We start from the raw sequence: 24,451 nt of genomic DNA, 5'->3' as shown, positions 1-24,451 counted from the left end.
GAACCGTTGCGCTGGGGCGACTGTAGCGGCGCTTGACGCGCCGACGGTCATGCAGAGCGCTGCTCGGTGCGATAAAGAAGGGGAACGGTTTACCTGCCGCTAGTGGCGCACACCCTTGTCATCGTTGAGAGCCCCACGAAGGCCAAGACCATCCGTGGCTTCCTTCCCAAGGGATTCAAGGTCGAAGCCTCCATGGGGCATGTCCGCGACCTTCCCAACAACGCCAGCGAGATTCCGGCATCGGCCAAGGGGCAGAAATGGGCCAACCTCGGTGTAAACACCGACGCGGATTTCGAGCCGCTGTACGTGGTCCCGAAGGACAAGAAGAAGACGGTTCGCGAACTCAAGGACGCCCTCAAGGGTGCTGATCAGTTGCTGCTGGCGACGGACGAAGACCGGGAAGGCGAAAGCATCAGTTGGCACCTCCTCCAGTTGCTGGTGCCGAAGGTGCCGGTGAAGCGCATGGTGTTTCACGAGATCACCAAGGAGGCCATCGGCAAGGCCCTGGATCAGACCCGCGACCTGGACATGGAGCTCGTCCATGCTCAGGAAACCCGGCGCATTTTGGATCGCCTTGTGGGGTACACCCTGTCCCCTCTCCTCTGGAAAAAGGTGGCCTGGGGACTCTCCGCCGGGCGGGTGCAGTCCGTTGCGGTTCGTCTCCTGGTTCAACGGGAACGGGCCCGCCGCGCCTTCCGCAGCGGCAGTTACTGGGACCTCAAGGCCCAGCTTGAGCAGTCGGGCAGTGCCTTTGAAGCCAAGTTGACCCATGTGGGTGGCCAGCGAATCGCCACCGGCAACGATTTCGACGAGAGCACCGGTGGGCTGAAGGCGGGCAGTGCCGTGCGGCTGCTCAGCGAGAGCGAGGCCAAGGCGTTGGCTGAATCCGTGCGATCCAGCGCCTGGACGGTGGATGCGGTGGAGGAGAAGCCCACCGTGCGCAAGCCGGTGCCTCCCTTCACCACCAGCACCCTCCAACAGGAGGCGAATCGCAAGCTGCGCCTCTCAGCCCGGGAAACCATGCGCTGTGCCCAGGGGCTCTATGAACGCGGTTTCATCACCTACATGCGGACCGACTCGGTTCACTTGTCGGATCAGGCGATCAACGCATCCCGCAACTGCGTGGAGAGCCTCTATGGCAAGGACTATCTGAGCAAAGGGCCGCGGCAGTTCAGCACCAAAGCCCGCAATGCCCAGGAGGCCCATGAAGCGATTCGTCCATCGGGCGAAAGCTTTCGAACCCCCGGTGAGACCGGTTTGGATGGGCGAGATCTGGCGGTGTATGAGCTGATCTGGAAGCGCACCGTGGCCAGCCAGATGGCTGAGGCCAGGCTCACGATGCTCTCGGTCGATCTCAGCTCAGGCGAGGCCAGTTTCCGGGCCAGCGGCAAGCGCATCGACTTCCCCGGTTTCTTCCGCGCCTACGTGGAAGGCAGTGATGATCCCGATGCGGCCCTTGAGGGGCAGGAAGTGTTGCTGCCGGCGTTGAGCGTTGGCGATGCACCGGAGCCGAAGACCGTTGAGCCCCTTGGCCATCAGACCCAGCCACCGGCACGGTTCAGCGAGGCATCTCTGGTGAAGATGCTGGAAAAGGAGGGCATCGGCCGGCCGTCGACCTATGCCTCGATCATTGGAACGATCGTGGATCGCGGCTACGCCACGCTGCTGGGCAATGCCCTGACTCCCAGCTTCACCGCCTTTGCTGTGACGGCGTTGCTCGAGGAGCATTTCCCTGAACTGGTGGACACCAGCTTCACCGCTCGGATGGAGAACACCCTCGATGAGATCTCCCACGGCAAGGTGCAGTGGTTGCCTTACCTGGAGGGCTTCTACAAGGGTGATGAGGGCCTGGAAAACCAGGTGCAGCAACGGGAAGGGGACATTGACCCCGGTGCATCCCGCACCATCGATCTGGAGGGCTTGTCCTCCGTGGTTCGCATCGGCCGTTTTGGCGCCTACTTGGAGGCCAAGCGAGTCAGCGACGACGGTGAGGAAGAGCTGATCAAAGCCACCCTGCCCCGGGAGATCACTCCGGCTGATCTGGATGAAGAGCAGGCCGAGCTGATCCTCAAACAGAAGGCCGACGGCCCCGAATCCATTGGTGAGGATCCGGAAACGGGGGATTTGGTCTACCTGCTCTTCGGTCAGTACGGCCCGTACGTGCAGCGTGGCCAGGTGAGTGATGAGAATCCCAAGCCCAAACGTGCGTCTCTGCCCAAAGGGCAGAAGCCGGAGGATCTCACCCTGGAGGATGCCCTCGGATTGCTCCGTTTGCCGCGTCTTCTCGGTGAACATCCCGATGGTGGGCGCATTCAGGCGGGGCTGGGCCGCTTTGGCCCTTACGTCGTCTGGGATAAGGGCAAGGGCGAAAAGGATTACCGATCGCTCAAGGGGGATGACGATGTTCTGGCGGTGGGGCTGAGCCGTGCCCTTGAGCTGCTGGCCATGCCCAAACGGGGTCGGGGTGGACGCACCGCCCTCAAGGACCTCGGTAAGCCAGAGGGCAGTGATGAAACGATTCAGGTCTATGACGGTCCCTACGGCCTGTATGTCAAACAGGGCAAGGTGAATGCCTCGCTGCCGGAAGGCAAGGGCGCTGACGATGTGACCCTTGAGGAGGCGGTGGAACTGCTTGCCGCCAAGGCAGCATCGAAGAAGGGCGGTCGTAAAACCGCCGCGAAAAAATCGGCGGCCAAGAAACCAGCGGCTAAGAAACCAGCTGCCAAGAAACCCCCCGCCACCACCAAGACCGGTCGGCTCAGGGCCAGTGCGGTGCGGGTGATCAAGCCGGCTGACAACTGATGGCCCGTCTGCTTTGGCTGCTGCCTGTGGGGCTCCTGCAGGCCTGTGCCGGCACACCGGTCGCTGAGCAGTTGGAACGCTCCTTCGCGGTGCCTGAAGCCAGGCCGGCCCAGGCAGCTGCGCCCGTACCGGTTGTGAAGACCAGCCCAACAGTTGTCAGCCCATCGGTTGCCAGCCCTACTGCTGCGACCCCCTCCACGCCGGCGGCCGAGCCTGTTTCCCTACCTGAGGCAACGGATGCTCCTGATCCTGTTCCGCAGCCAAAACCGCGGACGGTGTCATCCCAACGTCTGCCCCAGGCGCCCTACAGGATCACCATCCGTTTGGCCGGAGCCGACCCTGCCGCTCCTGCTGAAGCCGTCACCCGCGCCCTGCGTGAGGCGAATGTTGGCTTTGCGGTGGAACGGATTGAGCGGGTTGAACCATGACCGACGCGACCCCCCGGTTGAGCCGCCAGCAGGCTCTGAGGCTGGTTGAGGGGGCATATCTCGCGGCCGCGACTGGGCTGATCTGGTTGGCTCTCTACTACTTGCCGGTGGGTGGTGCGCTGTTTCGTCTGGCCCTTCCCTTGCCCCTGATCCTGCTGCAGTTGCGTCGTGGCAACCGTTCCGGTGCAGAGGGTCTGCTGCTCTCTGTGCTTTTGCTCACAGCCTTGATGGGTCCTTTGCGTGGACCGCTGCTGCTGTTTCCCTACGGGCTTTTGTCGCTCTGGCTGGGCTGGAGCTGGTGCCGGGGGATCAGCTGGTGGCTGAGCTGGTCGGGGGGCGTTGTTCTTGGAACAGCAGGGTTTTTGGTGCGCGTTCTGGTGCTTTCGTTGCTCGTGGGTGAAAACCTCTGGGTCGTGATCACCCGGGCCGGTTCCGCGCTGCTCGAGCGCTTGATCGGGGTACTGCATCTGCCGATCACACCGGATCTCACCCAGGTGCAGTTGATGGCATTGCTGTTGGTGGTGGTTCAGGAGGTCATCTATGTGCTGTCTCTTCATGCTTTGGCGTACTGGATCTTTCCCCGCCTGAAATCACCGATTCCGGAGCCCCCGAGGCTGCTGCATGGACTCATTGCCCTCGATCCCCTCTGAAGCCTCGGTGTTGCCTGAGGGCTGTCAGCAGCTGGGAGGTCTCGGCGCAAGCACATTGGACGCAGCGGCACTTCGTCCCTGGACCTCCAACGATCAACCGCTGGATCTTTTGCTCGTTCTGGCGGCCACGCGAACGGCTGAGCATGAAGGGATTTCCGCCGCTGGCTCCACCGTGGCTTCGCGGCGCTACACCGCCCTGGCTGATGCGGAGCTTCTGATCCATGGACCGGCGCGGCAGCGCCGTTGGCCTCTGCCGCCGCTGCCCGCTGGCGTCTCCCCCGCCCTGCTCAGCCATGTTGCGGCGCGACGCTTGAAGTTGACGCCGCAGGTGGCGGCCCTCGGCTTGGCCCAGAAACCCGATTTTCCTCACCTGCACATCGAGCCCCTGGACCAAGGCCCCTCGGCCTGCCTGTCCAGTGGTGTGGCGATGCCATTGCCGCGGGTGCAGCATTTGTGGCGACAGGGAGAGCTGCTGGGGCGGCGGTTGCAACGCCCCTTGGTGGTGGCGGAGTGTGTTCCAGGGGGCACCACAACCGCTCAAGCGGTGTTGACGGCCCTCGGCGTGGAGGTGGCCCATCTGATCAGCGGTAGTGCTCTTCATCCGCCGCAGCAACTCAAGAAAGACCTCGTTGTCCGAGGGCTTCAGCGGGCTTCGCTTGGTGCGCATTCTTCGGCCGAGCAGATCCTGGCCGCTGTTGGTGACCCTTTTCAGGCCTTCACCGCCGGGGTGTTGGTGGGTGCGGTGTCCGCGGGACAACCGTTGCTGCTGGGGGGCGGTTGCCAGATGCTGGCTGTTCTGGCCTTGGCGATGCAGGCTTTGCCCGCCCGTCAGCAGGACCAGCTGGCGGCCCAGGTGCTGATCGGCACCACCGGTTGGCTCGCTGATGAGGGTGCGGATCTGGCAGGTCAGTCCCCCTTCGGCGGGTTGGTGGATGCCACTGCGAGCCACCTGGCTGCTGCCCTCTCCGTTCTGGCCTGCGGCGTGCGTTTTCACAGCAGCACCCATCAACCCTTACGGGACTACGAACGGGGCTATGTGAAAGAAGGGGTGGGGGCCGGCGCTCTTTTGCTGCTCGCCCAGCTGCGTGGATGCTCTTGTGCCGATCTGGTGCTGGATTGTGAGCACGCCCTGGAGCAGCTGCTCAGTCGCCCCGTAACGTCAAGCCCATGAACGTCTGGAGAGAGCGGTTGGGTCCCCTGCGCCGGCGCCAAGTGCTCCAGATGATCGGGGCGACGGGAACCGTGCTGCTGGCGGGCTGTCGTCCGGCGACATCCGCGCCAACCCTGATGGCTCCGGCTGGGGTTGTGCCGAAACCGTGGGCTGATGCCTTGCCCAAGCCCTGGAGCCTGACGCTGGCTCCAGCCCAGCAGGACTGGAGGCCGGCGGATCAGGCGCGTGCCGATGTGTTGGTGATCGGTGATGGATGGCTTGATGCCCATCCAGCGGACACGCTCCAGCCCATTGCCTTTGAACCGCTCCTGAGCCAGTTGGATGGTCAGGCCAAGGCTCTGCTGGCCAGCCTCGGTGCTCTTCAGGATCGGGTGTTGCCGCTGGCTGTCAGCCCCTGGGTGATGCTGCTGCGGGATGACCCGGCCATGACCCAGGAGGGGTGGCCCCTGTTGCTGGATTCCGCCATGGCAGGGCGTGTGGTGCTTCCCGCCAGCCCCCGCTTGGTCATGAGCCTGGCGGACCATGTGGGCGGAGGCCAGGCTTTGCCTGCGCTGCGTCGCCAGGCCCTCACCTATGACGACCGTCAAGCCACCAACTGGTTGCTCAAGGGTGAGGCCAAGGTGGTGGTTCTTCCCCTGAGCCGCTGCATCGCTCTGTTGGGGCGGGATCCTCGTCTTCGGGCGATCCTGCCTGCCTCCGGCGCGCCCTTGCACTGGACTGTTCTGCTCAGGCCGGAGGCCAGTCGTGAACCGGTTCCCCAGCGCTGGGTCGAGCAGGGATGGCGGGATCCCCTGCGTCGCCGCTTGGTGCAGCAGGGATGGCGGGCTCCGATTGCATCGCCAGGGCTGATGGTGGACCAGAACGCCCTATCGGCGCGTCTGCGGCCTCTGCTCTTTCCGTCTGCAGACACCTGGTTGCGCTGCTGGTCGCTGCCACCGCTGTTGCCCGAAGACCGGAGCGCCCTGGAAGAGCGCTGGCGTGATTCAGCTCCAGAGCCGCCGTCGCGGTGAAGCCTTCAAGCGTTGGTGGGTGTCCGCCAGCAGATCAGGAATGGGCAAGTGATGCGGGCAACGGGGAAGGCACTCCCCACAGCGTTCACAGGCGGAGGCGTCGTGCTCTTCCCACCAGTGACCGGCACGGCCGATGAGGTTGTAGCGCTCCTGCGCAAATTCGTTGAGCCCATGGCCCATGGCCAGATTGCGCAGCCGCAAGAGTTCGGGGATCGGAACCTCGTTCGGACAGGGAAGGCAGGCCTGGCACTGCTTGCAATGCTCCTGGCCAAGCCGTTCCTGCTGCCGTCTTTCTGCCGTGATCAGAGCCTGGTGCTCGGCCTGGCTGAGGGGCCCATCCCCCTGCGCCAGGGTTGCGGCGAGTTGAAGATCCCCTGCAGCTGCGGCGCCAACGGTCAGGGTGCTGATGCCCTGTGCCAGCAGGAACCGGTAGGCCAGCTCGAGGGGGGCAAAGGGGGTGCAGTCCTCCATCAGTGTTGGGCTGGGGGCCTGGAGGCGACCGCCTTTGTCGGCAGGGGAGATCGCCATCACACCGAGGCCGTGCGCCAGGGCCCAACGGGCCAGGGACAGGCGCTGGGGATCCAGCCAATGCAGGTGCAGGCTGCAGAAACTGAAGCGCTGGCTGCGCAGCGCCCGATCGATCAGCGGGTTGCTGCCATGGCTGCTGAAGCCCACCTGGCTGACGCGGCCACTGCTGACGGCCCATTCCAGAAGCCTGGACCCATCGCCCACCAGGGCCCAGTCCAGATGTTCCTCCCGGTTGATGCCATGGATGGCGAGGTTGTCGAGCTGTGGACAGCCCAGCCGCTCCAGAATCTGATCAAGGCGGCGTTGTCCTTCCTCGAAGCTCAGCCCTGGCAGGAGTTTGCTGGTGATCACCCAGCGGTCTGATCCTGTGTGGCTGTTCTGGCGAAGGGCCTCTCCCAGAAAACGTTCCGCAGGTCCGTAGGCCGGGGCGGTTTCCAGATGATTGATCCCAGCTGCCGCTGCCGCGTCAAGCACCTCGGCCATCTGGGCCGCCGAGTTCAGGGCGCGCATCGTGCCGAGGGTGAACAGGCTGACGGGGCGGCCGCTGCCGAAGGCGCGGGTGTTCACTCCTCCGAGGGTGCCTCACTGTCTTGGTTGCGCAAATGGCGCACCAAGGCCGCAGGGCTGAGGTCGTCGACGAAACGGCTGAAGGCACTTTGATCTTCAGCATCCGCCTCCGCATCTACTGGAATCGAGGCTTCCGCCACCACCTCTTCCAGCATCCAGATGCCGCTACCGGTGCGGATCGCCAGGGCAATGGCGTCGCTGGGTCGGGCATCCACTTCGATCTGTTCCAGCACTTCGTTTTCAGCCAACTCGGCTTCGTCCAGATCGGGTCGCAGCTTCAACACCGCATGAAAGGTGCTGTCTTCAATTGCGTGGACGATCACGCGCTCCAGTTCGAGCCCTCCAGCCACCAACAGTGCTGCCATCAGGTCATGGCTGAGGGGGCGTGGTGGTTCTCCCCCCTGCAGTCCGGCCATGATGTTGTGGGCTTGCGCCTGATCGATCCAGATCGGCACCTGACGGCGGCCACTGGGATCCCGCAGCAGCACCATGGGTGTGCGGCTGGCGGCATCGAGGGCGATTCCGGCGACGCTCATTTCGACCATGTCGGCGGCGCAGCTCTATCCGATTATGGCCAGAGAGCCGCTGCGGGCGATGTTCACGGGGCTGGTGCAGTCAGTTGGAAGGATCGAGCGTCGTGCCGGGGCGGTGGTGGTTTGGGGCTGCGCTCCTTTTGCCCCGTTGGCCCTTGGCGACAGCGTGGCTGTGGATGGCGTTTGCCTCACGGCAGCAGAGCTGATCGCGGATGGTTTCCGCGCCGATGTGAGTGAGGAAACCCTGCGCCGCACCACGTTGGGACGCAAAGCGGATCGTGGTGGTGCGGTGAACCTCGAGCCAGCGCTTCGACTGAGCGACCGCCTTGGAGGTCATCTGGTGAGCGGTCATGTGGATGCGACCGGAGAAGTCACCTGCGTGGAGACCCTCCCCCACTCCTGGGCTCTGTCGATCCGCTGGTCGGATCCCCGATTCGGCCGTTATGTCTGTGAGAAGGCCAGCATCGCGGTGGATGGGATCAGCCTCACGGTGGCTGACTGTTCAGCCGATGGAACGACATTCAGCCTCGCCGTCATCCCCCACACCTGGGAGGCGACGACCCTGAAACACCTGGCTGTCGGGGACACCGTGAACCTGGAGGCCGATCAACTGGCCCGTTACGCCGAGCGGCTGCTGCATGCCACCGCTGCCGATGACGGAAACACCGATGGCCAAGACAAGACCGAGAATCTGTCAGCCAGCTGGCTGGCGGCTCACGGCTGGTCTTGATCCATCTGCTGCAGAACGATCATTCCGGAGTCCCGCTGCAGCTCGATCTTGAACTCCTGGCCGGGTTCCAGGCCGAGCCGACGGGTGTAAGCGTGGCCGATCAGCAGGTTGCCGTTGCCATGCACACGAGTTCGGAATTCGGCCTGGCGACCTCGGCTTCCGCCTGAGGAACTGCTGCTGCTTTTCGGCAATCGCCATCCCTGGGCCGCCGCTTTGGCCTCCACCAGAGCCCGATAGAAACTCTTTTTGAGCAGTCGTCCGCTGGGGCCGACGTAGCCGCAGCCGCGGGCGATGTCATCTTCCGGCCGATTGCTGAGCGATCTGGCCTTGTCCAGCAGTTCCTTGCCGACCAGCATTTCAGGAATTAATTCAACTGAATTCTGGCCAAGCTCGCCAATCAAGGCAAGGGATCAGAGCAGATAAAGGATCACGAAAAGAATCACCCAGATTCCATCAACAAAGTGCCAGTACAACTCCGCTGCTTCCAGGGGGAAGTGGTCGGCTGCAGTCACACGGCCCTGTGGCTGCCTCGCCTGCCACCAGACGATCAGGATCATCAGGGCGCCGAGGGTCACGTGGAGACCATGAAATCCCGTGGCGGCGAAGAAGGTGCTGGCATAAAGGTTGTCGGTGAGACCGAAGGGGAGTGTGAAGTACTCCACCATCTGGCTCACCAGAAAGGCCAGGCCGAGGCCTGCGGTGATCAGCAGCCAGCGTCGACAGCGACCGTGGTCGTCCTGTCGGATCGCCTGGCCGGCCCGGTGGAAGGTGGCACTGCTCACCAGGAGCAGAACCGTGTTGAGGATGGGCAGGGGGAGCTCCAGTTCATAGATGGCTCCATCCGGTAGGGGATTGACCGCTTTGAAGGTGAGGTAGGCCGCAAAGAAGCCGGCGAAGGTCATGGCGTCCGCCACAAGAAATGTGGCCAGGCCGAACATGCGGTGATCGGGATGCTCGGCATGCTCCCCGTGGCTGTGGTTCTGATCCTTCGTGGGAACTGTGGTGGTCATTTGCCGCTGCTCCAGAGATCACGACCACTGGTTGCGGTCAGGTCCAGCTCGTCCGGCGGGACGCCGTAGCCGTAGGGCTCTTCCACCAGAGGGGCCTCACCAATCCAGTTTTCGACCGGTGGCGGAGAACTGGTCAGCCATTCGGGCGTGAGTGCTTTCCAGGGGTTGTCGCCTGCGACAGGACCGCTGAGGGCGCTGTGGATCACATTCCAGAGGAAAGGCAGGGTGCTGATGGCCATCAGCAGGGCTCCGACGGAGCTGATCTGATTGATCAGGGTGAATTGGGGGTCGTATTCAGCAACGCGTCGCGGCATCCCATTGAGGCCCAGCCAGTGCTGGGGGCCGAAGCACAGGTTGAAGCCGATGAACGTGAGGGCACAGTGCAGGCGGCCGAGATCTTCATTGAGCATCCGGCCGGTGAACTTGGGATACCAGTGGTAGACCGAGGCGAAGATCACGAACACCGATCCACCGAAGACGATGTAGTGGAAGTGCGCGACGACGAAGTAGGTGTCGTGCACATGAATGTCGAACGGCACCTGCGCCAGGGCGACCCCTGTGATGCCTCCGAGCACGAAGTTCACGATGAAACCGCAGGAAAACAGCATGGCGCTGTTGAGGCTGATGCGGCCGCCCCAGAGTGTTGCCAACCAGTTGAAGAATTTGATGCCGGTGGGAACTGCGATGAATGCGGTTGCAATGGTGAAGAACAGGCGCATCCAGGGAGGTGTGCCGCTGGTGAACATGTGGTGCGCCCACACAATCAGGCCCAACACAACGATGGCCATGATCGAATACACCATCGTCACGTAGCCGAACAGCGGCTTGCGGGCATGAACCGGCAGGATTTCGCTCACCAGGCCGAAGGCCGGCAAGACCATGATGTAAACGGCTGGGTGCGAATAGAACCAGAACAGATGCTGGTAAACCACCACGTTTCCCCCAAGGGTGGGGTTGAAGAAGCCTGTATGGGCAACGATGTCGAAACTCAGCAACACCAACGTTCCCGCTAGAACCGGTGTTGAGAGAACCACAAGAACGCTGGTGCCCAGCATCGCCCAGCAATACATGGGGAGCTGCATTAGTTTCAAACCGGGGCGACGCAGTTTGAGAATCGTGGCGATGAAGTTGATGCCTCCGAAGATCGAACTTCCGCCCAGGAGCAGCACGCTCAGGATCCAGATGATTTGGCCCGTTGCTGGTGTGGTGATGCTCAGAGGTGGATAGGCCGTCCAGCCCGATTGCGCAGCCCCCGTGAGGAAATAGCTGGTGATCAGCATCAAACCGGCTGGAGGGATCAGCCAGAACGCCACAGCATTCAGGCGCGGGAAGGCCATGTCCCTTGCACCCACATAAAAGGGGATCAAATAGTTCCCAAAAGCACCATTCACCACGGGGACAATCCAGAGAAAGATCATCACCGTGCCGTGGAGCGTCAGCACCTGGTTGTAGACATCACGTGCCATGAAGTCGGACACGGGACTGGTGAGTTCCGTGCGAATGGCACCGGCTAGGGCGCCGCCAATCAGATAAAAAACAAAGCCGCAGACGAGGTACTGCAGCCCGATCACCTTGTGATCAACGCTGAAGCTGAAATACCGCAACCAGCCGCTGGGTTGAAGCCGTGGAGGGCTGGACGTTTCCGGGGGCAAACTGATGGTCATCTTAGGCGTTCGCGATGGTGAGCGTTTCGTCTTCAGGTGCGGCTTTGGCGTTGTCCCTGTACCAGCTGTCCCAGTCCTCCGGGCTTTCCACCACAACGGTGGAGCGCATTCCGCCGTGGTATGGCCCACAGAGTTCGGCGCACACGATTGGATAACGGCCGGTGCGTGTGGGTGTGAAACTCAGCTGGGTTGGTTGGCCGGGAATCACGTCCTGCTTCAAGCGAAATTCAGGCACCCAGAAGGCGTGAATCACATCTTTTGCTTCCATCCGCAGAGTGATCGGTCGATCGGCTGGCACATGAAGTTCACCTGAAGTGATGTCTCCCTCTGGGTAATGAAAGAGGAAGGCAAATTGCATGGCTGTCACTTCAACGGGCAAAGCATTTGTTCCGGCCGCTGATTCAATCGAACCTGAACTGATGCCTCCCCAAATCTGTTCGTCGTGGGCTCCACCCATGTGGTCATGGGCCAGAGGCACCATGCCACCCATCCGGTCGTAAATGTCGTAGCTGTACAGACCAACAAACAGCACTACAACAGCAGGAACAGCTGTCCAGAAAATTTCAAGGGGCAGGTTTCCTTCGATGGCAAGGCCGTCGCCGAGCTGGCCGCTGCGCCGCCGAAAGCGAATCAGGCTGAACACGAGAAGGCCAACGATTCCGATAAACAGAATGCTGCCAATCGTGAATAGAACCTTAAAGAGCTCGTCGTAAATCGGCGCGTTGGCGCTCGCATCGATGGGGAGAAGGTTGATGTTCTGGCCGATCCAAAGGCCGCCCAGAGCAAGGACCATCCCGATCACCAACGTGAGAATTGCGGATGGGATCTGCACCTGATCAATCCCTGGTTTTCAACAGCGTATGGGGCTGGCTGCGGTTCTCCATGAAGTGATTGTTAAGGCCTTATTTCTGTCAGGAAAAGGGGATGATTTTCCCTCATTTGTGTTGCAGACGTCCACACAGCGTGACGTCATCTTCTGCATCGCTACGGTCCAAGCAATCCCCTTTTGGGTGCATCGGATGGAGCTTGTTCGATGATGCTTTCCTCAATGTCGACATTGCGTCGACGTCTTGGGTTGTTGTCGGCTCACCTTGTGGTTGCCGTGATCGCCTTGGTGGTGATCGGTGGAGCAACCCGGGTGATGGAAGCCGGCTTGGCCTGCCCGGACTGGCCCCTGTGCTTCGGCTCGTTTTTGCCGGGTCGTCAGATGAATGTTCAGGTGTTCCTTGAGTGGTTTCACCGCCTTGATGCCTTCGTTATCGGCATTGCCCTGGTGGTGATGGCCGTGGCGACGACGCTTCAGCGGCGCCAACTGCCGCGATGGCTGCCCTGGCTGGCCGTCGGTCTGATGGTTTTGGTGGCGATGCAGGGCGGTTTGGGTGCGCTGACGGTGACCCAGTTGCTGCCCTCGGCTGTGGTGACAGCCCACCTGGCTCTCGCGCTCACCCTCGTGGCGCTCCTGAGTGGGCTGACCCAACGTTTGCTTCATCCCGCTGCTGCCGTCGCTCCGCTCTGGTGGCGCATCGGGGCATCGCTTGGCCTGTTGTCGGTCTTTGTGCAGTGCCTGCTCGGTGGTCGCATGGCCACCGCATGGGCAGGGCAGCGATGCCTTGTTGGAGGAGAAGCCTGCCAGCTGGTGCTTTCCCATCGCCTGACGGCGATGCCGGTGGTTGTTGTTGTGCTCGGCTTCGCCGGGGCAGCAGTTCTGGTGGGTGGTTGGGCTCGTCAGCAGTGGCCCTGGCTTGTTGGGGCCGTGCTCCTGGTGCTGGTTCAGGTGGCCCTTGGCGTCCTCACCCTTCGTCTTGGTTTGTCGCAACCGGCAGTGACCGTTGCGCATCAACTCGTGGCTGCACTGCTGATCGCTCTGCTGGCGGCGCTTCTGGTTCGCTCTCCCAACCTCTCCTCACCGTCCCGTTCCGTCGTCCTCGACGACACCTCGTTGGAGGCCTGTCATGGCTGAAATCACTGCAACCGTTCGTCCGACCCGTGAGGAGGTCGTTCCCTCCCGCAAGCGGGTGAAACTTCCGGCTTGGCTGGAAGTCGCCAAGCCCCGCCTGATCCCTTTGCTGCTGGCCACCACCCTCGGTGGAATGGCTCTGAGTGAAGGCTGGCCGCTCTCATCGCCTCGGCTCGTCTGCACCCTGGGGGGAGGGGCGCTTGCCTCCGCTGCTGCAGGGGTTCTGAACTGCTTGTGGGAGCAGGATCTCGATGGCCGGATGGCCCGCACCAGCGGTCGCGCACTCCCCTCCGGTCGGCTGTCCCCCACCAGTGCATTCATCGGCGCCATCGCCTGCACCCTGGCGGCGGCGATGCTTCTTGTAAGCGGTGTGAACTGTCTCGCTGCTGGGTTGTCCCTGCTCGGCCTCTGCAGTTACGTGCTGCTCTACACAGCCTTGCTCAAGCCGCGGACGTCCCAGAACATCGTCATCGGTGGTGTCGCCGGGGCCATTCCGCCCCTGGTTGGGGCGGCGGCCGCCACGGGCCATGTTGGCCTCGGTGGCTGGTGGCTGTTCGCTCTGGTGATGGTCTGGACGCCAGCCCATTTCTGGGCTTTGGCCCTGCTGTTGCGCGAGGACTATCGCGCTGTCGGGATCCCGATGCTGCCCGTGGTGAAGGGTCCTGTGGTGACGGCGCGGGCGATCAAGACCTACGGCTGGATCACCGTTCTGCTCAGCGGATTGGGCGTGTTTGCGTTGCCTTCAGGTGGCGCCTTCTATGGCGTGATGCTGCTGCCCTACAACGGTCGATTGCTGCAGCTCGTCGATCGGCTGTCCCTGGATCCCGACAGTCTTGTGAATGCCAAAGCCCTGTTCCGTTGGTCGATCCTTTATCTCTTTGGTCTCTGCCTGCTTCTCATTCTCAGCCGGACGGATCTGGCCTCAGGCTTTGCTCACCAGGTGATGCAACTTCTCTCCCTGCCAACGGCGGTGCAATGAGCACTCTCTAGATTCCCTCAATTGGCCGAGCAAGTCCCTGATGGTGCCTGATGGCGTTGATTGAACTGCGCAAGATCTCCAAGGCCTACGGCTCGGTACCGGCTCTGCGTGAGCTTGATCTCATCGTTCCTGAGGGATGCCTGTACGGGCTGCTTGGCCCGAACGGTGCCGGCAAAACAACGGCCATGCGCATTCTGGCCACCCTGCTCGCCCCCGACAGCGGCTCAGTTGTTGTTGGGGGTGTTGACGGTCTGGTGCAGCCACGAGAGGTGCGCCAGCTCATGGGTTATGTGGCCCAGGAGGTCGCCATCGACAAGATCCTGAGTGGCCGGGAACTGCTGCAATTGCAAGGTGATCTCTACCACCTGCCGCGGAACGATCGCGACAGCCGCATCGCCGATCTGATTGACCGCCTCGCGATGGGCGACTGGATAGACCGCCGCTGCGCCACCTATTCCGGCGGCATGAGGCGGCGTCTGGATCTTGCCGCCGGTCTGTTGCACCGCCCTCGGTTGCTCGTGCTCGATGAACCCACCGTGGGACTGGATATCGAGAGCCGCAGTGCCATCTGGCAGCTGCTGCGTCAGCTGGTTGATGAGGGCACCACTGTTCTGTTGAGCAGTCACTACCTCGAAGAGGTGGAGGCTCTGGCGGATCAGTTGGCGATCATCGACGCCGGCCGTGTGATTGCCGAAGGCAGCCCTGATCAGCTCAAACAACGGCTGGGGGGTGATCGCGTGACTCTGCGAATCCGAGAGTTCAGCAATGCCGATGAGGCGACCCAGGTGCGTGCCCTTCTCGAACCCTTGGATGGGGTGCGTCAGGTGGTGGTGAACCGCTCCCAAGGCTTTTCCCTCAATCTGGTGATTGAGGGAGAGGCCGTGATCGATCAGCTGCGTCAGACCCTCGAGGCTGCAGGTTTGCCTGTGTTTGCCCTGGCCCAGAGTCGTCCCAGCCTGGATGATGTCTACCTTCAGGCCACAGGACGCACCCTGATGGACGCTGAACTGGCCATCGCAGGCCAGCGCGACGTCAAACAGGAAAAGCGTCAATCCATGCGTTGAGTGCCAACGATGACTTCCCCAACAGCATCTGTTGCTCTCCAGCAGCAGCAATCCGGAGCCCTTGCCGAGCTCAGCCAGGAAACGTTGGCCCTCACCCGGCGCTTGTTTCTTCAGTTGATGCGTCGCCCTTCAACCTTGATCGCCGGGGTTCTGCAACCCCTGATCTGGTTGATTCTTTTCGGTGCACTGTTCGCCAATGCCCCCGAGGGGCTGTTGCCAGGGGGGATGAGCTATGGCCGTTTCCTTGGTGCCGGAGTGATTGTCTTCACAGCCTTCAGCGGTGCTTTGAATGCCGGCCTGCCGGTGATGTTTGATCGCGAATTCGGTTTCCTCAATCGGCTGCTGGTGGCACCGCTGCGAAGCCGTAGTTCCATCGTGTTGGCGTCGGTGATCTACATCACGGCGCTGAGCCTGTTGCAGAGTCTGGCGATCATGGGCACGGCAGCAGTGCTCGGTTACGGATGGCCCGGCATCAGTGGCTTGGGCCTGGTGCTGGTGACGCTGCTGCTTCTGGTTTTTGCTGTGACGGCCCTCAGCCTCGGACTGGCCTTCGCTTTGCCGGGGCACATCGAGTTGATCGCTGTGATTTTTGTGGCCAACTTGCCGTTGCTGTTTGCCAGCACGGCCTTGGCCCCGTTGTCATTCATGCCCAGCTGGCTGAGCTGGCTTGCGGCCTTGAATCCCCTTACCTTCGCGATAGAACCCATTCGAGCGGCTTACCAGGGTCCTATTGACCTTTCGGCCGTTCTGCTGGAGGCCCCCTATGGGGATGTCACCGGCACCAGTTGCCTGCTGATCCTTCTGGTCCTCACCATCGGGCTGTTTCTTGCGATTCGCCCTCTGCTCAACCGCAAACTTTCCTGAACCCGTGCTCTCTTCTCCGTTCCAGCAGCCATCACCTCGACAGAACGCTCTGGCCCAACAGATCCAGGAGGCCCGAACCTCAGGTGATCAGGCCTTGCTCGCGGGTCTGATCAGTCAGTGGGTTCACCGTTACGGCTTTGACGGAGCAGCTGAGCTTGATTTGAGTTTGCCGGAACCTTCAGCTTCGAAGCATGGGTTCAGTTCCGTGCCGATCCCTGTCGCGGAGGAGGAGATTGCTCCTGAAGACGAGATCTCTCCTGAAGACGACGTTTTGGTTGATAACGAGGTGGTTGCTGAGGACGAGGTGGTTGTTCAGGACGAAGTGGTCGTTGAAGAAGAGGAGCAGATTGCGGCTGAAGACGATGTGTTGATTGAGAGCGAGGTGATGCCGAACGGTGTGGTTGCTGAAGAAGAAACGATCGTCGAAGAGGACGAGAGTGCAGCTGAAGAAAAGCCGCTTCAACGCAGCTTTGCGTCGGTACCTGTACCTGCCCCGCCGATCAGCACGCCCCGTTCGCTGCGGCGTTGGCTTCCCCGCCGGGAGGATGACGCTTTCCCCAAGGCGTCCTGAACAGCATGATTCCCAACCCTGAATCCCTGGATCAGGGGCTGATCGTTTCGGTGCAGGCCCCCCAGGGTTCGCCGATGCGCGATCCCGATGTGATCGCAGCCATGGCGGATGCAGCCCTGCGCAATGGTGCTGTGGGTGTGCGCTTGGAAAGCCCTGAACACATCGGTGCTGTGCGTCGGCGTTGTCCGGATGCCTTGATCATCGGCCTTTGGAAATGCACGTTCCCGGACAGCTCGGTGTACATCACCCCGGGCTGGAAAGAAATTCAGGCGGTGTGGTCTGCGGGGGCCGATGTGATCGCGCTTGATGCCACAGCCCGTCCGCGGCCTGCAGGTCAGGACCTGGCCGCGTTGATCCAGCGCAGCCGCGATGAGCTGAGGGCCCCGCTGATGGCTGATGTCGATTCGCTCGAGAACGGTCTGCGTGCAGCCGAACTGGGCTGTGACTGGGTTGGGACCACGCTCTACGGCTACACGGAAGACACTGCCCTGCATCGCCCCCCTGCGTTTGATCTGCTCCCCCAACTTCGCTCTGAACTTCCCAGCTCGGTTCGTCTGATCTGTGAGGGGGGAATTGCTTCTCCAGCGGATGCACGGTTGGCATTGCAGGCCGGAGCCGACACCGTTGTGGTGGGGACGGCAATCACCGGAGTGGACCTCCAGGTGATTGCCTATCGCCAGGGAATGATCAGCTGATCACATCATCCCGGGCATGCCCATGCCGCCCATTCCGGGCATGCCCATGCCACCCATTCCGGGCATGCCCATGCCACCCATGGGGTCTCCGTCTCCGGCGGGAGCTGGTGCAGGGGGTTCCGGCTTGTCGGCAATCACAACCTCGGTGGTGATCAGCAGAGAAGCGATCGAAATCGAATCCTGCACGGCCAAGCGCACCACCTTGGCGGCATCAACGATGCCAGCAGCCATCAGGTCCTCGTAGGCACCACTGAGGGCATTGAATCCCTGGCCGCTGCTGCGCATGCCCGCGATCACAACGTCACCGTTCTGACCGGCATTGGTGGCGATCTGATGAATCGGCGCCGTCAGTGCCCGCTGCACGATCTCAACGCCGGTGCGCTGGTCGCCGTTCAGGGATGAAGCCAGGGCGTCCAGGCTGTCGGAGAGTTGCAGCAACGTGCTCCCGCCTCCGGCAACGATGCCCTCTTCGACGGCGGCACGGGTGGCATTCAGGGCATCCTCGATCCGCAGTTTGCGGTTCTTCAGTTCCGTTTCCGTCGGTGCACCGACCTTGATCACAGCCACGCCGCCGGCCAGCTTGGCGATCCGCTCCTGGAGCTTTTCGCGGTCGTAGTCGGATTCGGTGGCCTCCAGTTCACGTCGGATCGCGCCGACGCGCTCGCCCACCGCCTGGCGATGGTCGTCGGTGGCGACGATCGTGGTGCTCTCCTTGCTGATGGTGACGCGGCGCGCCTTGCCGAGATCCTCGAGGGTCACTTTGTCGAGGGTCATCGCCTTGTCTTCGCTGATCAGCGTTCCGCCCGTGAGGATGGCGATATCGGCGAGGGCTGCCTTGCGGCGTTCGCCAAAGGAGGGTGCCCGAACAGCGGCCACCTGCAGAACCCCACGGCTCTTGTTCATCACCAGGGTGGCGAGGGCTTCGCCTTCCACTTCCTCAGACAGGATGAGCAGGGGGGAACCGCTCTTCTGAACGGTTTCCAGAACGGGGACCAGATCCGTGATCGTGCTGATCTTGCGATCAGTCAGCAGGATCAGGGGGTTTTCAAATTCACAGACCTGACGGTCGGCATCCGTCACGAAGTAGGGGGAGCTGTAGCCCCGGTCGAAGGCCATGCCCTCGGTGATTTCCAGTTCCGTTGCCAGAGACTTTGATTCCTCAACCGTGATCACCCCATCGGTGCTCACCTTGTCCATCGCCTCCGCGATCATCCGACCGACTTCGTCGTCACCCCCGGAGCTCACCGTGGCCACCTGACGAATGGCATCGCCGGCTACGGCCTGGCTCCGCTCGCCCAGTCCAGCCACGACCTGTGCAGCGGCCTTCTCCATGCCTCGGCGGAGTTCCACAGGGCTTGCGCCAGCAGCGGTGTTGCGCAGACCTTCCCGCACCATGGCCTGAGCCAACACGGTTGCGGTTGTGGTGCCGTCACCGGCCTTGTCTTTGGTCTTCGAGGACACCTGCTGCATCAGCTTGGCGCCAAGGTTTTCGAACGGGTCGTTAAGTTCGATTTCACGGGCGATTGAGTCGCCGTCGTTGACGATGTCGGGTGCGCCGAATTTCTTCTCGAGCACAACGTTGCGACCGCGGGGGCCGATCGTGACGCGCACCGCATCGGCGAGTGCATCAACACCCCGCTCGAGGGCGCTGCGGGATTCGTCAGAAAAGGAAAGGAGTTTGGCCATAGTCGCGGGCACGCCGTTGGTCACTGTCCCACAGCGATGTGGCCCTCGTGGAGAGGCGTTGTGGTGGGGAAAGCCGAATGGTTGGGGGCTGCCCGGATGCCGCTCTCAAATGAACTGATTAGGGTCCGGTCATGGCTGAATCCGGAGCGCTGTTTTTTGTTCTGATGGCGGGGCTGGCCGGTTCGATGGCCTTGGTTTACGTGCCCTTGCGCATCTTTCTCACCGCCACCGCCCGCAGCCGTCGGTTACGCCTGCTCCAGCGCATCCGCCGCTTGCGGGATGAGTTGGCCCAACCCCTTGATTCCTGATCCTGAGGGTCAGGCCATCACCATGCCGCCATCCACCTGCAGCACCTGGCCTGTGATGTAGGCCGCGGCCGGGTCGGCGGCAAGGAAGCGCACGGCACCGGCCACCTGCTCCTGGGTGCCAAAGGTTCCCAGGGGGATGTCTTTGAGGATGGCCTCCGCATCGAGGTCCTTGGTCATGTCTGTGGCAATGAAACCCGGAGCCACAGCGTTCACGGTGATGCCACGGCTGGCAAGCTCTTTGGCGGTGCTGCGGGTGAGACCGATGACGCCCGCTTTGGCGGCGGCGTAGTTGGCCTGTCCCGCGTTGCCCATCAGCCCCACAACGGAGGTGATGTTGATGATCCGACCACTCTTCTGCTTGAGCATCGGGCGTGCAACGGCTCGCGTGCAGAGGAACACTCCACTGAGGTTGAGGTCGATCACCGATTGCCAATCGTCGGTTTTCATTCGCATCAGCAGGCCATCCCGAGTGATGCCGGCGTTGTTCACCAACACATCCAAACGAACGCTGCGCTCCAGCACCGTCTTGATCAGGCCATCGACCTCGGCCTCAACCGACACGTTGGCTTGCAGGGCATAGGCCTTGCCCCCTGCTGTGGTGATGGCAGCGACAACTTCATCGGCGGCGGCGGCGGAACTGGAGTAGTTCACAACAACCTCTGCACCGGCTTCGCCCAGGGCAAGGGCGATGGCCCGGCCGATGCCGCGACCTCCTCCCGTCACCAGGGCGGTCTGTCCGGCAAGAGAAGCGCTGGGAGACATGGAGGCACCGTTGATCGGAGGATCGTACGGAGCCGTCGTCATCCAGCTCAACCCGGCATGGTTTCAATCGTGTCGACGGCCTCTCCAAGCAACGACTGAAAGGTGGCGAGTTGGGGTTTGCTTCCCAGCACGATCAGGAGTTGCCCCGGTGCCATCTGGGTGTCGCCGCCTGGATTGGCAATCAGCTTTCCGTTCTCCCGGATTGCCAGCACCATGGCTCCACTGCGGCGGCCCAGCTCCAGTTCCGCCAGGCTCCGCCCGCGGATCTCCATCAGGTGCAGCGGGTCGTGACTCAGCTGGAATTCCTCGATTTCATAGTCTGAGCCCGCCAACAGCTCCATGAAGTTGAGCGCCAGCGGTCGCAGCGCCGAAGCGGCCATGACCCGACCACCGGCCACATACGGACTGACCACCACAGTGGCTCCGGCCAGTCGCAGCTTTGAGGCGGCTTCATCGCTGTTGGCGCGGGCAATCAAGCGGCAATCCGGTCGTAGGTCTTTGGCGCTGAGGATTACGTACAGATTGGAGGCATCACTGGGTAGGGCTGCCACGAGGCTGCAGCAGCGTTCCAGACCTGCGTCCAGCAAGGTTTCATCGAGGGTTGCATCGGCCTGAAGCACCCAGAGGCCATTCTCGTCTGCCACGGCCTTTCGTTCTGGATCGGTTTCGATCACCACGAGTGGCACCGCGTCCCGTTGCAGTTGGGCTGCAATCTCCTGCCCGATCCGGCCGTAGCCGCAAAGAATCACGTGGTCGTGAAGGCCTTCCAGCATGCGGAGAAAGCGGAACTCCCGCAGTCTGCGGAAATATCCCGACTCCTTCAGCCCGAGAACGCGTTGGATGGCCAGTTGAACAACCACCAAGCCACCCACCACGATCAAGACGGTGACGAGCCGGCCTGGAGGTGAAAGCGGGGCGACTTCTCCAAAACCGATGGTGCTGATGGTGATCAGCACCATCCAGAGGCAATCGCCCCAGTCCCATCCCTCGGTGATCCGATAACCGAGGGCACCCGCGAAGATCACAGCACTGAGGGCACTGATGGGCCCTCGCCATGGAGCCGTGATCAGCTTCAGCTGTCCCCGGGCTCGGCGCCGCCTCATCGGACGTCTCCTCAGAAACCGAGGGCCGTGAGCACATCACTGCTCTGCAGCGTGGCGAGCTCCTGCGGACGGCCGAGGCAGCGGATCTCCTGGCGCTCCGGAAGGTCATCGGCTTCGGCTCCGAGGGCAACAAGGGGGGTGCCGCAATAGGTCGCCAGGCGCTGGGACACCGGGCAGCTGCTGAGCACGACATCAGCATTGGCCACCAAGGCCGCCCGTTTGGTCAGGCTGAGCTCGGCTGGCAGCACCATGCTGCGCAGCGCCGGTAGGCGGCTTTTGATCGTTTCAGGCAGCTGGTGCCATTCCGCTGCAGGCCAGTCATTCCCCTGGCCGGATGGAGACAGCAGCAGCAGGGGGCCGTCTCCGCTGGGCAGTGCTTCACGGGCTTCCTCAAGAGCCTCTGTCGCAAGGGGCAGGCGGAACTGATCGGCCTCGAGATCAAGGCCCAGGGCTTGCAGGAAGGGGTTGAGACGCTGCGCCGTCCAGCCGGGACCGACGCTGACCTGGTCGGTGCAGGCAAATCCCTCAGCCGCCAACCGTTTGGGGATATGGCTCATCGACAGCATCAGGTTCACCTGCTGCCCTTCGGCGAAGTTGATGCAGATCTGAAAGTCGGGTTCGCGCACACAACCGAGCAGGTTGGCCCAGTCAGCAAGGGTGGGGTTGGCCTCGAAGCTGAACGGCAACAGCTTTTCCAGGCACGGCAGAAGCTTCCATGGAGCGGCCTGCTGGGGGTCACAGGCCACCTGCAGGCTGGCGTTGAGCTTCTGGCAGATGTCGGCCAGAGCGGGTAGACGGTCCAGCTGGTCTTCGAGCGAACCCGGGCTCAGGGCAAGAACTCGCATGCAGCGCCGCCATCCATGGTGCGAGCTGATTGTATGGAGGTCGTTTACGCCTGTCTGGGGCAGGAGTCGCTTGTGCATCTGTTGATTGCTGCGGCGGGAAGCGGTCGGCGCATGGGTGCGGATCGCAACAAGCTGCTGCTGCCGTTGGCCGGACGCCCCGTCATTGCCTGGACCCTGGAGGCGGCCCTGCGTTCCGAGCGGATTGAATGGATCGGGATCGTCGGCCAGGAGGTCGATCGAGAGGCAATCCTCGCGGTGCTGGATGCACCCAGCAAGCCGGTGCACTGGATCCAGGGCGGGAGTACGCGGCAGGAGTCGGTGCTTTGTGGTCTGGCGGGGTTGCCGGAGCAGGCTCGCCACGTCTTGATTCATGACGGCGCCCGTTGTCTGGCTGAACCGGAGTTGTTTGATCGCTGTGCAGCTGTGGTGGAGGCCGGCACGGCGCTGATTGCTGCAACGCCGGTAAGCGACACGATCAAGCGCGTGGGATCTGATGATGTGATTCGCGATACGCCGGATCGATCGGAACTTTGGGCTGCGCAGACGCCGCAGGGCTTTGCCGTTGATCAGCTGCGTCGCGGCCACGCTGAGGCGGTTGCCCAGGGCTGGACGGTCACCGACGATGCATCGTTGTACGAGCGTCTGGGGTGGCCTGTGCAGGTCTTGGATGCCGGCCCCGCCAATATCAAGGTCACCACGCCCTTTGACCTCACCGTGGCGGAGGCCGTGCTCGCCCTCAGGTCAGCAGGCTGAGCCGGCCGTTTTCGCCGTCCAGGCGTGCCATCGCCCCCATGGGCAAGGCTGCGTTCCCGGATCGGTGACCAACGGGCAGGTCCATCACTCTGGGAATGCCGAGATCGGCCGTGCGCTCCTCAAGAACCTGCTCAAGGTTGAAGCTTTCGGAGGCGTCTCTGGTTTCTTCGGCGCACCCTTCGAAATTGCCAAATGCCAGACCCGCCAGGCCCTGCAAGCTGCCACTCAGCCTCCACTGGGTCAGCATCCGATCAATGCGGTAAGGCGCTTCACCCACGTCCTCCAGCACCAGAACGGCTCCCTTGAGGGGGGGCACGAAACGGCTTCCCAACAGGTGGGTGGCCACGGTCAGATTGGCCACGAGCAGGGGACCACTCCCCACACCGCCGCCGCCACCCCGACCTTGCAGCTCAGGAACAGTGTTGCCGAAGAGCAGGTTGTGCAAGCGGTCTCGACTCCATTGCGGTTCCTCCGCAAGTGTTGTGAGCAAGGGGCCATGGATGCCCCCTGCAAACCCTGCTGCCTGGCGGGCCCAGAGCAGAGCTGTCACGTCGGAAAAGCCCAGCAGCCAGCCGCTCTGCCAGCGGATGGGCTGCTCCAGCAGCCGAGCAGCCCCCCATCCACCGCGGGCACAGGCGAGTAGCGCTGCCGGTTCTGCCGGATGCAGATCGGCATGGCGCGTCTCATCGCGCCCTGCGAAGTAGCCCCAACGTCGGCTGGCCAAGGTTTGGGGTTGAACATCGAGGCCCCAGCTCTGCAGGACCGCAATGCCCTCCTGCAGCTTGATGTCGTCCTGCAGGGCTGAACTGGCGGCTACACAGGCCACACGGTCTCCAGTTCGGAGCGGAGGAGCCAGGGTGATGCGCATCAGGCTCCCCATCCCCTGGCCAGAACCAGGCCGAGCCAGAGCAGCGTCCCTGCCTGCACCTGCTGGGCAAAGTGCTTCCCGTAGGTGCCCATGGATGCATCCTGTTTGTTCAAGGGGTTGCAGCTGAGCTGCATGAAGACGGCGGCAAGCAACCAGAGAGGCCAGAACGGTGCTGGGATCTGAGCTGACCAGGCCGCTATGGCAAGGGTGATGGCTGTCACGAGGTAGCAGCCCCGCACCACAGGAACCACGCGGGATCCGAGGCTGAGGGCGCTGCTGCGCAGGCCGAGGCTGGCATCGTCACGTCGGTCGGCCATGGCATAGACCGTGTCGAAGCCGAAGGTCCAGACCACGGTTGCCAGCCAACTGCACACCAGGGCTGGACTTCCGCTCAAGGAGGCCGTTGCTGCGGCCCAGGGGATCAGCACCGCGAAGCCCCAGCACAGCGCCAAGACCGCCTGGGGGAAGGCGAACCACCGCTTTGCCGATGGATAGCAGAGGATCGGCAGCACGGCCGTGCAGGCCAAGGCGAGACAGAGTCCGAGGCTGGCGGCCGGCAGACTCAGCACAACAGCCAGGCTGAGGCCCAGCAGGATCAGCAGCAGAGCGAAGGCTGGCCCTCGCTGCAGCGCCCCTCTGGCCAGAGGCCGATGTTGTGTGCGTTCCACCTGGCCGTCGAAGCGCTGGTCCCACAGGTCATTGGCGATGCAGCCTGCTCCGCTCACCGCCAGGCCCCCCAGCAGGATCTGCAGGATCAGCACAACACTCGGCGGAGCGCTTGGATTCAGCCAGAGGGCCCAGCCTGCTGGGATCAGCAGAATCAGCCGGCCGGTGGGTTTGTTCCAGCGGAGCAGTTCGATCCAGGGCTGAAGACGGGCAGAGCTGCTGATCACAATCAACGGG

At 62.5% G+C, this 24,451-nt stretch carries 26 protein-coding genes; 14 read left to right on the top strand and 12 right to left on the bottom strand.

Features of this window, described 5'->3' with window-relative positions; genetic code table 11:
• The first annotated feature begins 102 nt into the window (after positions 1-102).
• Genes topA through SynRS9902_RS11115 form a run of 5 tightly spaced genes read left to right on the top strand, consistent with a single transcriptional unit; the run spans position 103 to position 6,061 of the window.
• Positions 103-2,802 carry a type I DNA topoisomerase gene (gene topA, locus SynRS9902_RS11135; RefSeq protein ID WP_186509157.1) on the top strand — a complete coding sequence of 900 codons (2,700 nt, stop codon included), beginning with the start codon at positions 103-105 and terminating at the stop codon, positions 2,800-2,802.
• Complete coding sequence (locus tag SynRS9902_RS11130; protein ID WP_186509156.1) at positions 2,802-3,230, top strand: hypothetical protein; 429 nt, start codon at positions 2,802-2,804, stop codon at positions 3,228-3,230. The genes topA and SynRS9902_RS11130 overlap by 1 nt, the downstream gene beginning before the upstream one ends.
• Positions 3,227-3,880 carry a DUF2232 domain-containing protein gene (locus SynRS9902_RS11125; protein WP_186509155.1) on the top strand — a complete coding sequence of 218 codons (654 nt, stop codon included), beginning with the start codon at positions 3,227-3,229 and terminating at the stop codon, positions 3,878-3,880. Before SynRS9902_RS11130 ends, SynRS9902_RS11125 begins: the two co-directional genes overlap by 4 nt.
• Complete coding sequence (locus tag SynRS9902_RS11120) at positions 3,852-5,051, top strand: nicotinate-nucleotide--dimethylbenzimidazole phosphoribosyltransferase (RefSeq protein ID WP_186509154.1); 1,200 nt, start codon at positions 3,852-3,854, stop codon at positions 5,049-5,051. The genes SynRS9902_RS11125 and SynRS9902_RS11120 overlap by 29 nt, the downstream gene beginning before the upstream one ends.
• Entirely contained in the window at positions 5,048-6,061 is a 1,014-nt protein-coding gene (locus SynRS9902_RS11115) for an ABC transporter substrate-binding protein (RefSeq protein ID WP_186509153.1), read from the top strand. Before SynRS9902_RS11120 ends, SynRS9902_RS11115 begins: the two co-directional genes overlap by 4 nt.
• Here the strand turns inward: SynRS9902_RS11115 and SynRS9902_RS11110 are convergent.
• Both SynRS9902_RS11110 and SynRS9902_RS11105 read right to left on the bottom strand, forming a co-directional pair.
• Positions 6,035-7,156: an aldo/keto reductase gene (locus SynRS9902_RS11110; RefSeq protein ID WP_186509152.1), complete on the bottom strand. Its 1,122-nt coding sequence runs from the start codon at positions 7,154-7,156 to the stop codon at positions 6,035-6,037. The two genes, SynRS9902_RS11115 and SynRS9902_RS11110, sit on opposite strands and share 27 nt — an antisense overlap.
• Entirely contained in the window at positions 7,153-7,701 is a 549-nt protein-coding gene (locus tag SynRS9902_RS11105) for a bifunctional nuclease family protein (RefSeq protein WP_186509151.1), read from the bottom strand. The genes SynRS9902_RS11110 and SynRS9902_RS11105 overlap by 4 nt, the downstream gene beginning before the upstream one ends.
• 49 nt (positions 7,702-7,750) lie before the next feature.
• Between SynRS9902_RS11105 and SynRS9902_RS11100 the strand changes: the two genes are divergently transcribed.
• Positions 7,751-8,419 carry a riboflavin synthase gene (locus SynRS9902_RS11100; protein ID WP_186510641.1) on the top strand — a complete coding sequence of 223 codons (669 nt, stop codon included), beginning with the start codon at positions 7,751-7,753 and terminating at the stop codon, positions 8,417-8,419.
• On the opposite strand, the gene SynRS9902_RS11095 is transcribed toward SynRS9902_RS11100, so the two are convergent.
• From SynRS9902_RS11095 to SynRS9902_RS11080, 4 genes are read right to left on the bottom strand one after another with little or no spacing between them, the layout of a single operon-like run.
• The gene (locus SynRS9902_RS11095; protein WP_186509150.1) at positions 8,404-8,775 is read right to left on the bottom strand and encodes an AbrB-like transcriptional regulator; all 372 of its coding nucleotides are present in this window, start codon (positions 8,773-8,775) and stop codon (positions 8,404-8,406) included. The two genes, SynRS9902_RS11100 and SynRS9902_RS11095, sit on opposite strands and share 16 nt — an antisense overlap.
• A 54-nt stretch (positions 8,776-8,829) precedes the next feature.
• Positions 8,830-9,429 carry a cytochrome c oxidase subunit 3 gene (locus SynRS9902_RS11090; RefSeq protein WP_186509149.1) on the bottom strand — a complete coding sequence of 200 codons (600 nt, stop codon included), beginning with the start codon at positions 9,427-9,429 and terminating at the stop codon, positions 8,830-8,832.
• On the bottom strand, positions 9,426-11,093 hold the full coding sequence (ctaD, locus tag SynRS9902_RS11085; RefSeq protein ID WP_186509148.1) for a cytochrome c oxidase subunit I: 1,668 nt from the start codon (positions 11,091-11,093) through the stop codon (positions 9,426-9,428). Before ctaD ends, SynRS9902_RS11090 begins: the two co-directional genes overlap by 4 nt.
• Before the next feature lies 1 nt (position 11,094).
• Positions 11,095-11,925 (bottom strand): cytochrome c oxidase subunit II, encoded by an 831-nt coding sequence (locus SynRS9902_RS11080; protein ID WP_186509147.1) that lies wholly within the window; start codon positions 11,923-11,925, stop codon positions 11,095-11,097.
• Between the two features lie 201 nt (positions 11,926-12,126).
• Between SynRS9902_RS11080 and SynRS9902_RS11075 the strand changes: the two genes are divergently transcribed.
• From SynRS9902_RS11075 to SynRS9902_RS11050, 6 genes are read left to right on the top strand one after another with little or no spacing between them, the layout of a single operon-like run.
• Complete coding sequence (locus SynRS9902_RS11075; RefSeq protein WP_370586303.1) at positions 12,127-13,053, top strand: heme A synthase; 927 nt, start codon at positions 12,127-12,129, stop codon at positions 13,051-13,053.
• A complete protein-coding gene (locus SynRS9902_RS11070) occupies positions 13,046-14,029 on the top strand; it encodes a heme o synthase (protein WP_186509146.1) in 984 nt (327 codons plus the stop codon). Before SynRS9902_RS11075 ends, SynRS9902_RS11070 begins: the two co-directional genes overlap by 8 nt.
• 50 nt (positions 14,030-14,079) lie before the next feature.
• The gene (locus SynRS9902_RS11065) at positions 14,080-15,093 is read left to right on the top strand and encodes an ATP-binding cassette domain-containing protein (RefSeq protein WP_186509145.1); all 1,014 of its coding nucleotides are present in this window, start codon (positions 14,080-14,082) and stop codon (positions 15,091-15,093) included.
• Between the two features lie 9 nt (positions 15,094-15,102).
• Entirely contained in the window at positions 15,103-15,957 is an 855-nt protein-coding gene (locus SynRS9902_RS11060) for an ABC transporter permease (protein WP_186509144.1), read from the top strand.
• 4 nt (positions 15,958-15,961) lie between these two features.
• Positions 15,962-16,528 (top strand): hypothetical protein, encoded by a 567-nt coding sequence (locus SynRS9902_RS11055; protein WP_186509143.1) that lies wholly within the window; start codon positions 15,962-15,964, stop codon positions 16,526-16,528.
• Between the two features lie 5 nt (positions 16,529-16,533).
• Complete coding sequence (locus tag SynRS9902_RS11050; protein WP_186509142.1) at positions 16,534-17,223, top strand: N-acetylmannosamine-6-phosphate 2-epimerase; 690 nt, start codon at positions 16,534-16,536, stop codon at positions 17,221-17,223.
• Here SynRS9902_RS11050 and groL read toward each other — a convergent pair whose 3' ends face one another.
• Complete coding sequence (gene groL / locus SynRS9902_RS11045; RefSeq protein ID WP_186509141.1) at positions 17,224-18,909, bottom strand: chaperonin GroEL; 1,686 nt, start codon at positions 18,907-18,909, stop codon at positions 17,224-17,226.
• 131 nt (positions 18,910-19,040) lie between these two features.
• Here groL and SynRS9902_RS11040 point away from each other — a divergent pair, with 131 nt between their 5' ends.
• Positions 19,041-19,217 carry a hypothetical protein gene (locus SynRS9902_RS11040; protein ID WP_114988256.1) on the top strand — a complete coding sequence of 59 codons (177 nt, stop codon included), beginning with the start codon at positions 19,041-19,043 and terminating at the stop codon, positions 19,215-19,217.
• A gap of 9 nt (positions 19,218-19,226) precedes the next feature.
• On the opposite strand, the gene fabG is transcribed toward SynRS9902_RS11040, so the two are convergent.
• From fabG to SynRS9902_RS11025, 3 genes are read right to left on the bottom strand one after another with little or no spacing between them, the layout of a single operon-like run.
• On the bottom strand, positions 19,227-19,979 hold the full coding sequence (fabG, locus tag SynRS9902_RS11035; protein ID WP_186510639.1) for a 3-oxoacyl-[acyl-carrier-protein] reductase: 753 nt from the start codon (positions 19,977-19,979) through the stop codon (positions 19,227-19,229).
• A gap of 47 nt (positions 19,980-20,026) precedes the next feature.
• Positions 20,027-21,082 carry a TrkA family potassium uptake protein gene (locus SynRS9902_RS11030; RefSeq protein WP_186509140.1) on the bottom strand — a complete coding sequence of 352 codons (1,056 nt, stop codon included), beginning with the start codon at positions 21,080-21,082 and terminating at the stop codon, positions 20,027-20,029.
• Between the two features lie 11 nt (positions 21,083-21,093).
• Entirely contained in the window at positions 21,094-21,927 is an 834-nt protein-coding gene (locus SynRS9902_RS11025; RefSeq protein WP_186509139.1) for a glycosyltransferase family 9 protein, read from the bottom strand.
• A gap of 72 nt (positions 21,928-21,999) precedes the next feature.
• Here SynRS9902_RS11025 and ispD point away from each other — a divergent pair, with 72 nt between their 5' ends.
• Positions 22,000-22,680 carry a 2-C-methyl-D-erythritol 4-phosphate cytidylyltransferase gene (gene ispD / locus SynRS9902_RS11020; RefSeq protein ID WP_186510637.1) on the top strand — a complete coding sequence of 227 codons (681 nt, stop codon included), beginning with the start codon at positions 22,000-22,002 and terminating at the stop codon, positions 22,678-22,680.
• Here ispD and SynRS9902_RS11015 read toward each other — a convergent pair.
• Positions 22,664-23,548 carry an LD-carboxypeptidase gene (locus tag SynRS9902_RS11015; RefSeq protein WP_186510638.1) on the bottom strand — a complete coding sequence of 295 codons (885 nt, stop codon included), beginning with the start codon at positions 23,546-23,548 and terminating at the stop codon, positions 22,664-22,666. The genes ispD and SynRS9902_RS11015 overlap by 17 nt on opposite strands.
• On the bottom strand, positions 23,548-24,441 hold the full coding sequence (locus tag SynRS9902_RS11010) for a 4-hydroxybenzoate polyprenyltransferase (protein WP_255446126.1): 894 nt from the start codon (positions 24,439-24,441) through the stop codon (positions 23,548-23,550). Before SynRS9902_RS11010 ends, SynRS9902_RS11015 begins: the two co-directional genes overlap by 1 nt.
• Positions 24,442-24,451 lie beyond the last annotated feature (10 nt).

Source organism: Synechococcus sp. RS9902 (genome assembly GCF_014279635.1).
Lineage (GTDB): Bacteria > Cyanobacteriota > Cyanobacteriia > PCC-6307 > Cyanobiaceae > Parasynechococcus.
Note: the sequence above shows the minus strand (reverse complement) of the source record. Positions and strands in the feature narration are given on the sequence as shown.

Coding starts and splice junctions, on each gene's coding strand:
- SynRS9902_RS11120 (WP_186509154.1), top strand. CDS start 3,852: ATGGACTCATTGCCCTCGATCCCCTCTGAAGCCTCGGTGTTGCCTGAG.
- ctaD (WP_186509148.1), bottom strand. CDS start 11,093: ATGACCATCAGTTTGCCCCCGGAAACGTCCAGCCCTCCACGGCTTCAA.
- SynRS9902_RS11130 (WP_186509156.1), top strand. CDS start 2,802: ATGGCCCGTCTGCTTTGGCTGCTGCCTGTGGGGCTCCTGCAGGCCTGT.
- SynRS9902_RS11030 (WP_186509140.1), bottom strand. CDS start 21,082: ATGAGGCGGCGCCGAGCCCGGGGACAGCTGAAGCTGATCACGGCTCCA.
- SynRS9902_RS11070 (WP_186509146.1), top strand. CDS start 13,046: ATGGCTGAAATCACTGCAACCGTTCGTCCGACCCGTGAGGAGGTCGTT.
- SynRS9902_RS11075 (WP_370586303.1), top strand. CDS start 12,127: ATGATGCTTTCCTCAATGTCGACATTGCGTCGACGTCTTGGGTTGTTG.
- SynRS9902_RS11100 (WP_186510641.1), top strand. CDS start 7,751: ATGTTCACGGGGCTGGTGCAGTCAGTTGGAAGGATCGAGCGTCGTGCC.
- SynRS9902_RS11095 (WP_186509150.1), bottom strand. CDS start 8,775: ATGCTGGTCGGCAAGGAACTGCTGGACAAGGCCAGATCGCTCAGCAAT.
- SynRS9902_RS11105 (WP_186509151.1), bottom strand. CDS start 7,701: ATGGTCGAAATGAGCGTCGCCGGAATCGCCCTCGATGCCGCCAGCCGC.
- SynRS9902_RS11040 (WP_114988256.1), top strand. CDS start 19,041: ATGGCTGAATCCGGAGCGCTGTTTTTTGTTCTGATGGCGGGGCTGGCC.
- SynRS9902_RS11025 (WP_186509139.1), bottom strand. CDS start 21,927: ATGCGAGTTCTTGCCCTGAGCCCGGGTTCGCTCGAAGACCAGCTGGAC.
- SynRS9902_RS11065 (WP_186509145.1), top strand. CDS start 14,080: ATGGCGTTGATTGAACTGCGCAAGATCTCCAAGGCCTACGGCTCGGTA.
- SynRS9902_RS11125 (WP_186509155.1), top strand. CDS start 3,227: ATGACCGACGCGACCCCCCGGTTGAGCCGCCAGCAGGCTCTGAGGCTG.
- SynRS9902_RS11115 (WP_186509153.1), top strand. CDS start 5,048: ATGAACGTCTGGAGAGAGCGGTTGGGTCCCCTGCGCCGGCGCCAAGTG.
- groL (WP_186509141.1), bottom strand. CDS start 18,909: ATGGCCAAACTCCTTTCCTTTTCTGACGAATCCCGCAGCGCCCTCGAG.
- fabG (WP_186510639.1), bottom strand. CDS start 19,979: ATGTCTCCCAGCGCTTCTCTTGCCGGACAGACCGCCCTGGTGACGGGA.
- SynRS9902_RS11015 (WP_186510638.1), bottom strand. CDS start 23,548: ATGCGCATCACCCTGGCTCCTCCGCTCCGAACTGGAGACCGTGTGGCC.
- SynRS9902_RS11050 (WP_186509142.1), top strand. CDS start 16,534: ATGATTCCCAACCCTGAATCCCTGGATCAGGGGCTGATCGTTTCGGTG.
- SynRS9902_RS11090 (WP_186509149.1), bottom strand. CDS start 9,429: ATGACCACCACAGTTCCCACGAAGGATCAGAACCACAGCCACGGGGAG.
- SynRS9902_RS11060 (WP_186509144.1), top strand. CDS start 15,103: ATGACTTCCCCAACAGCATCTGTTGCTCTCCAGCAGCAGCAATCCGGA.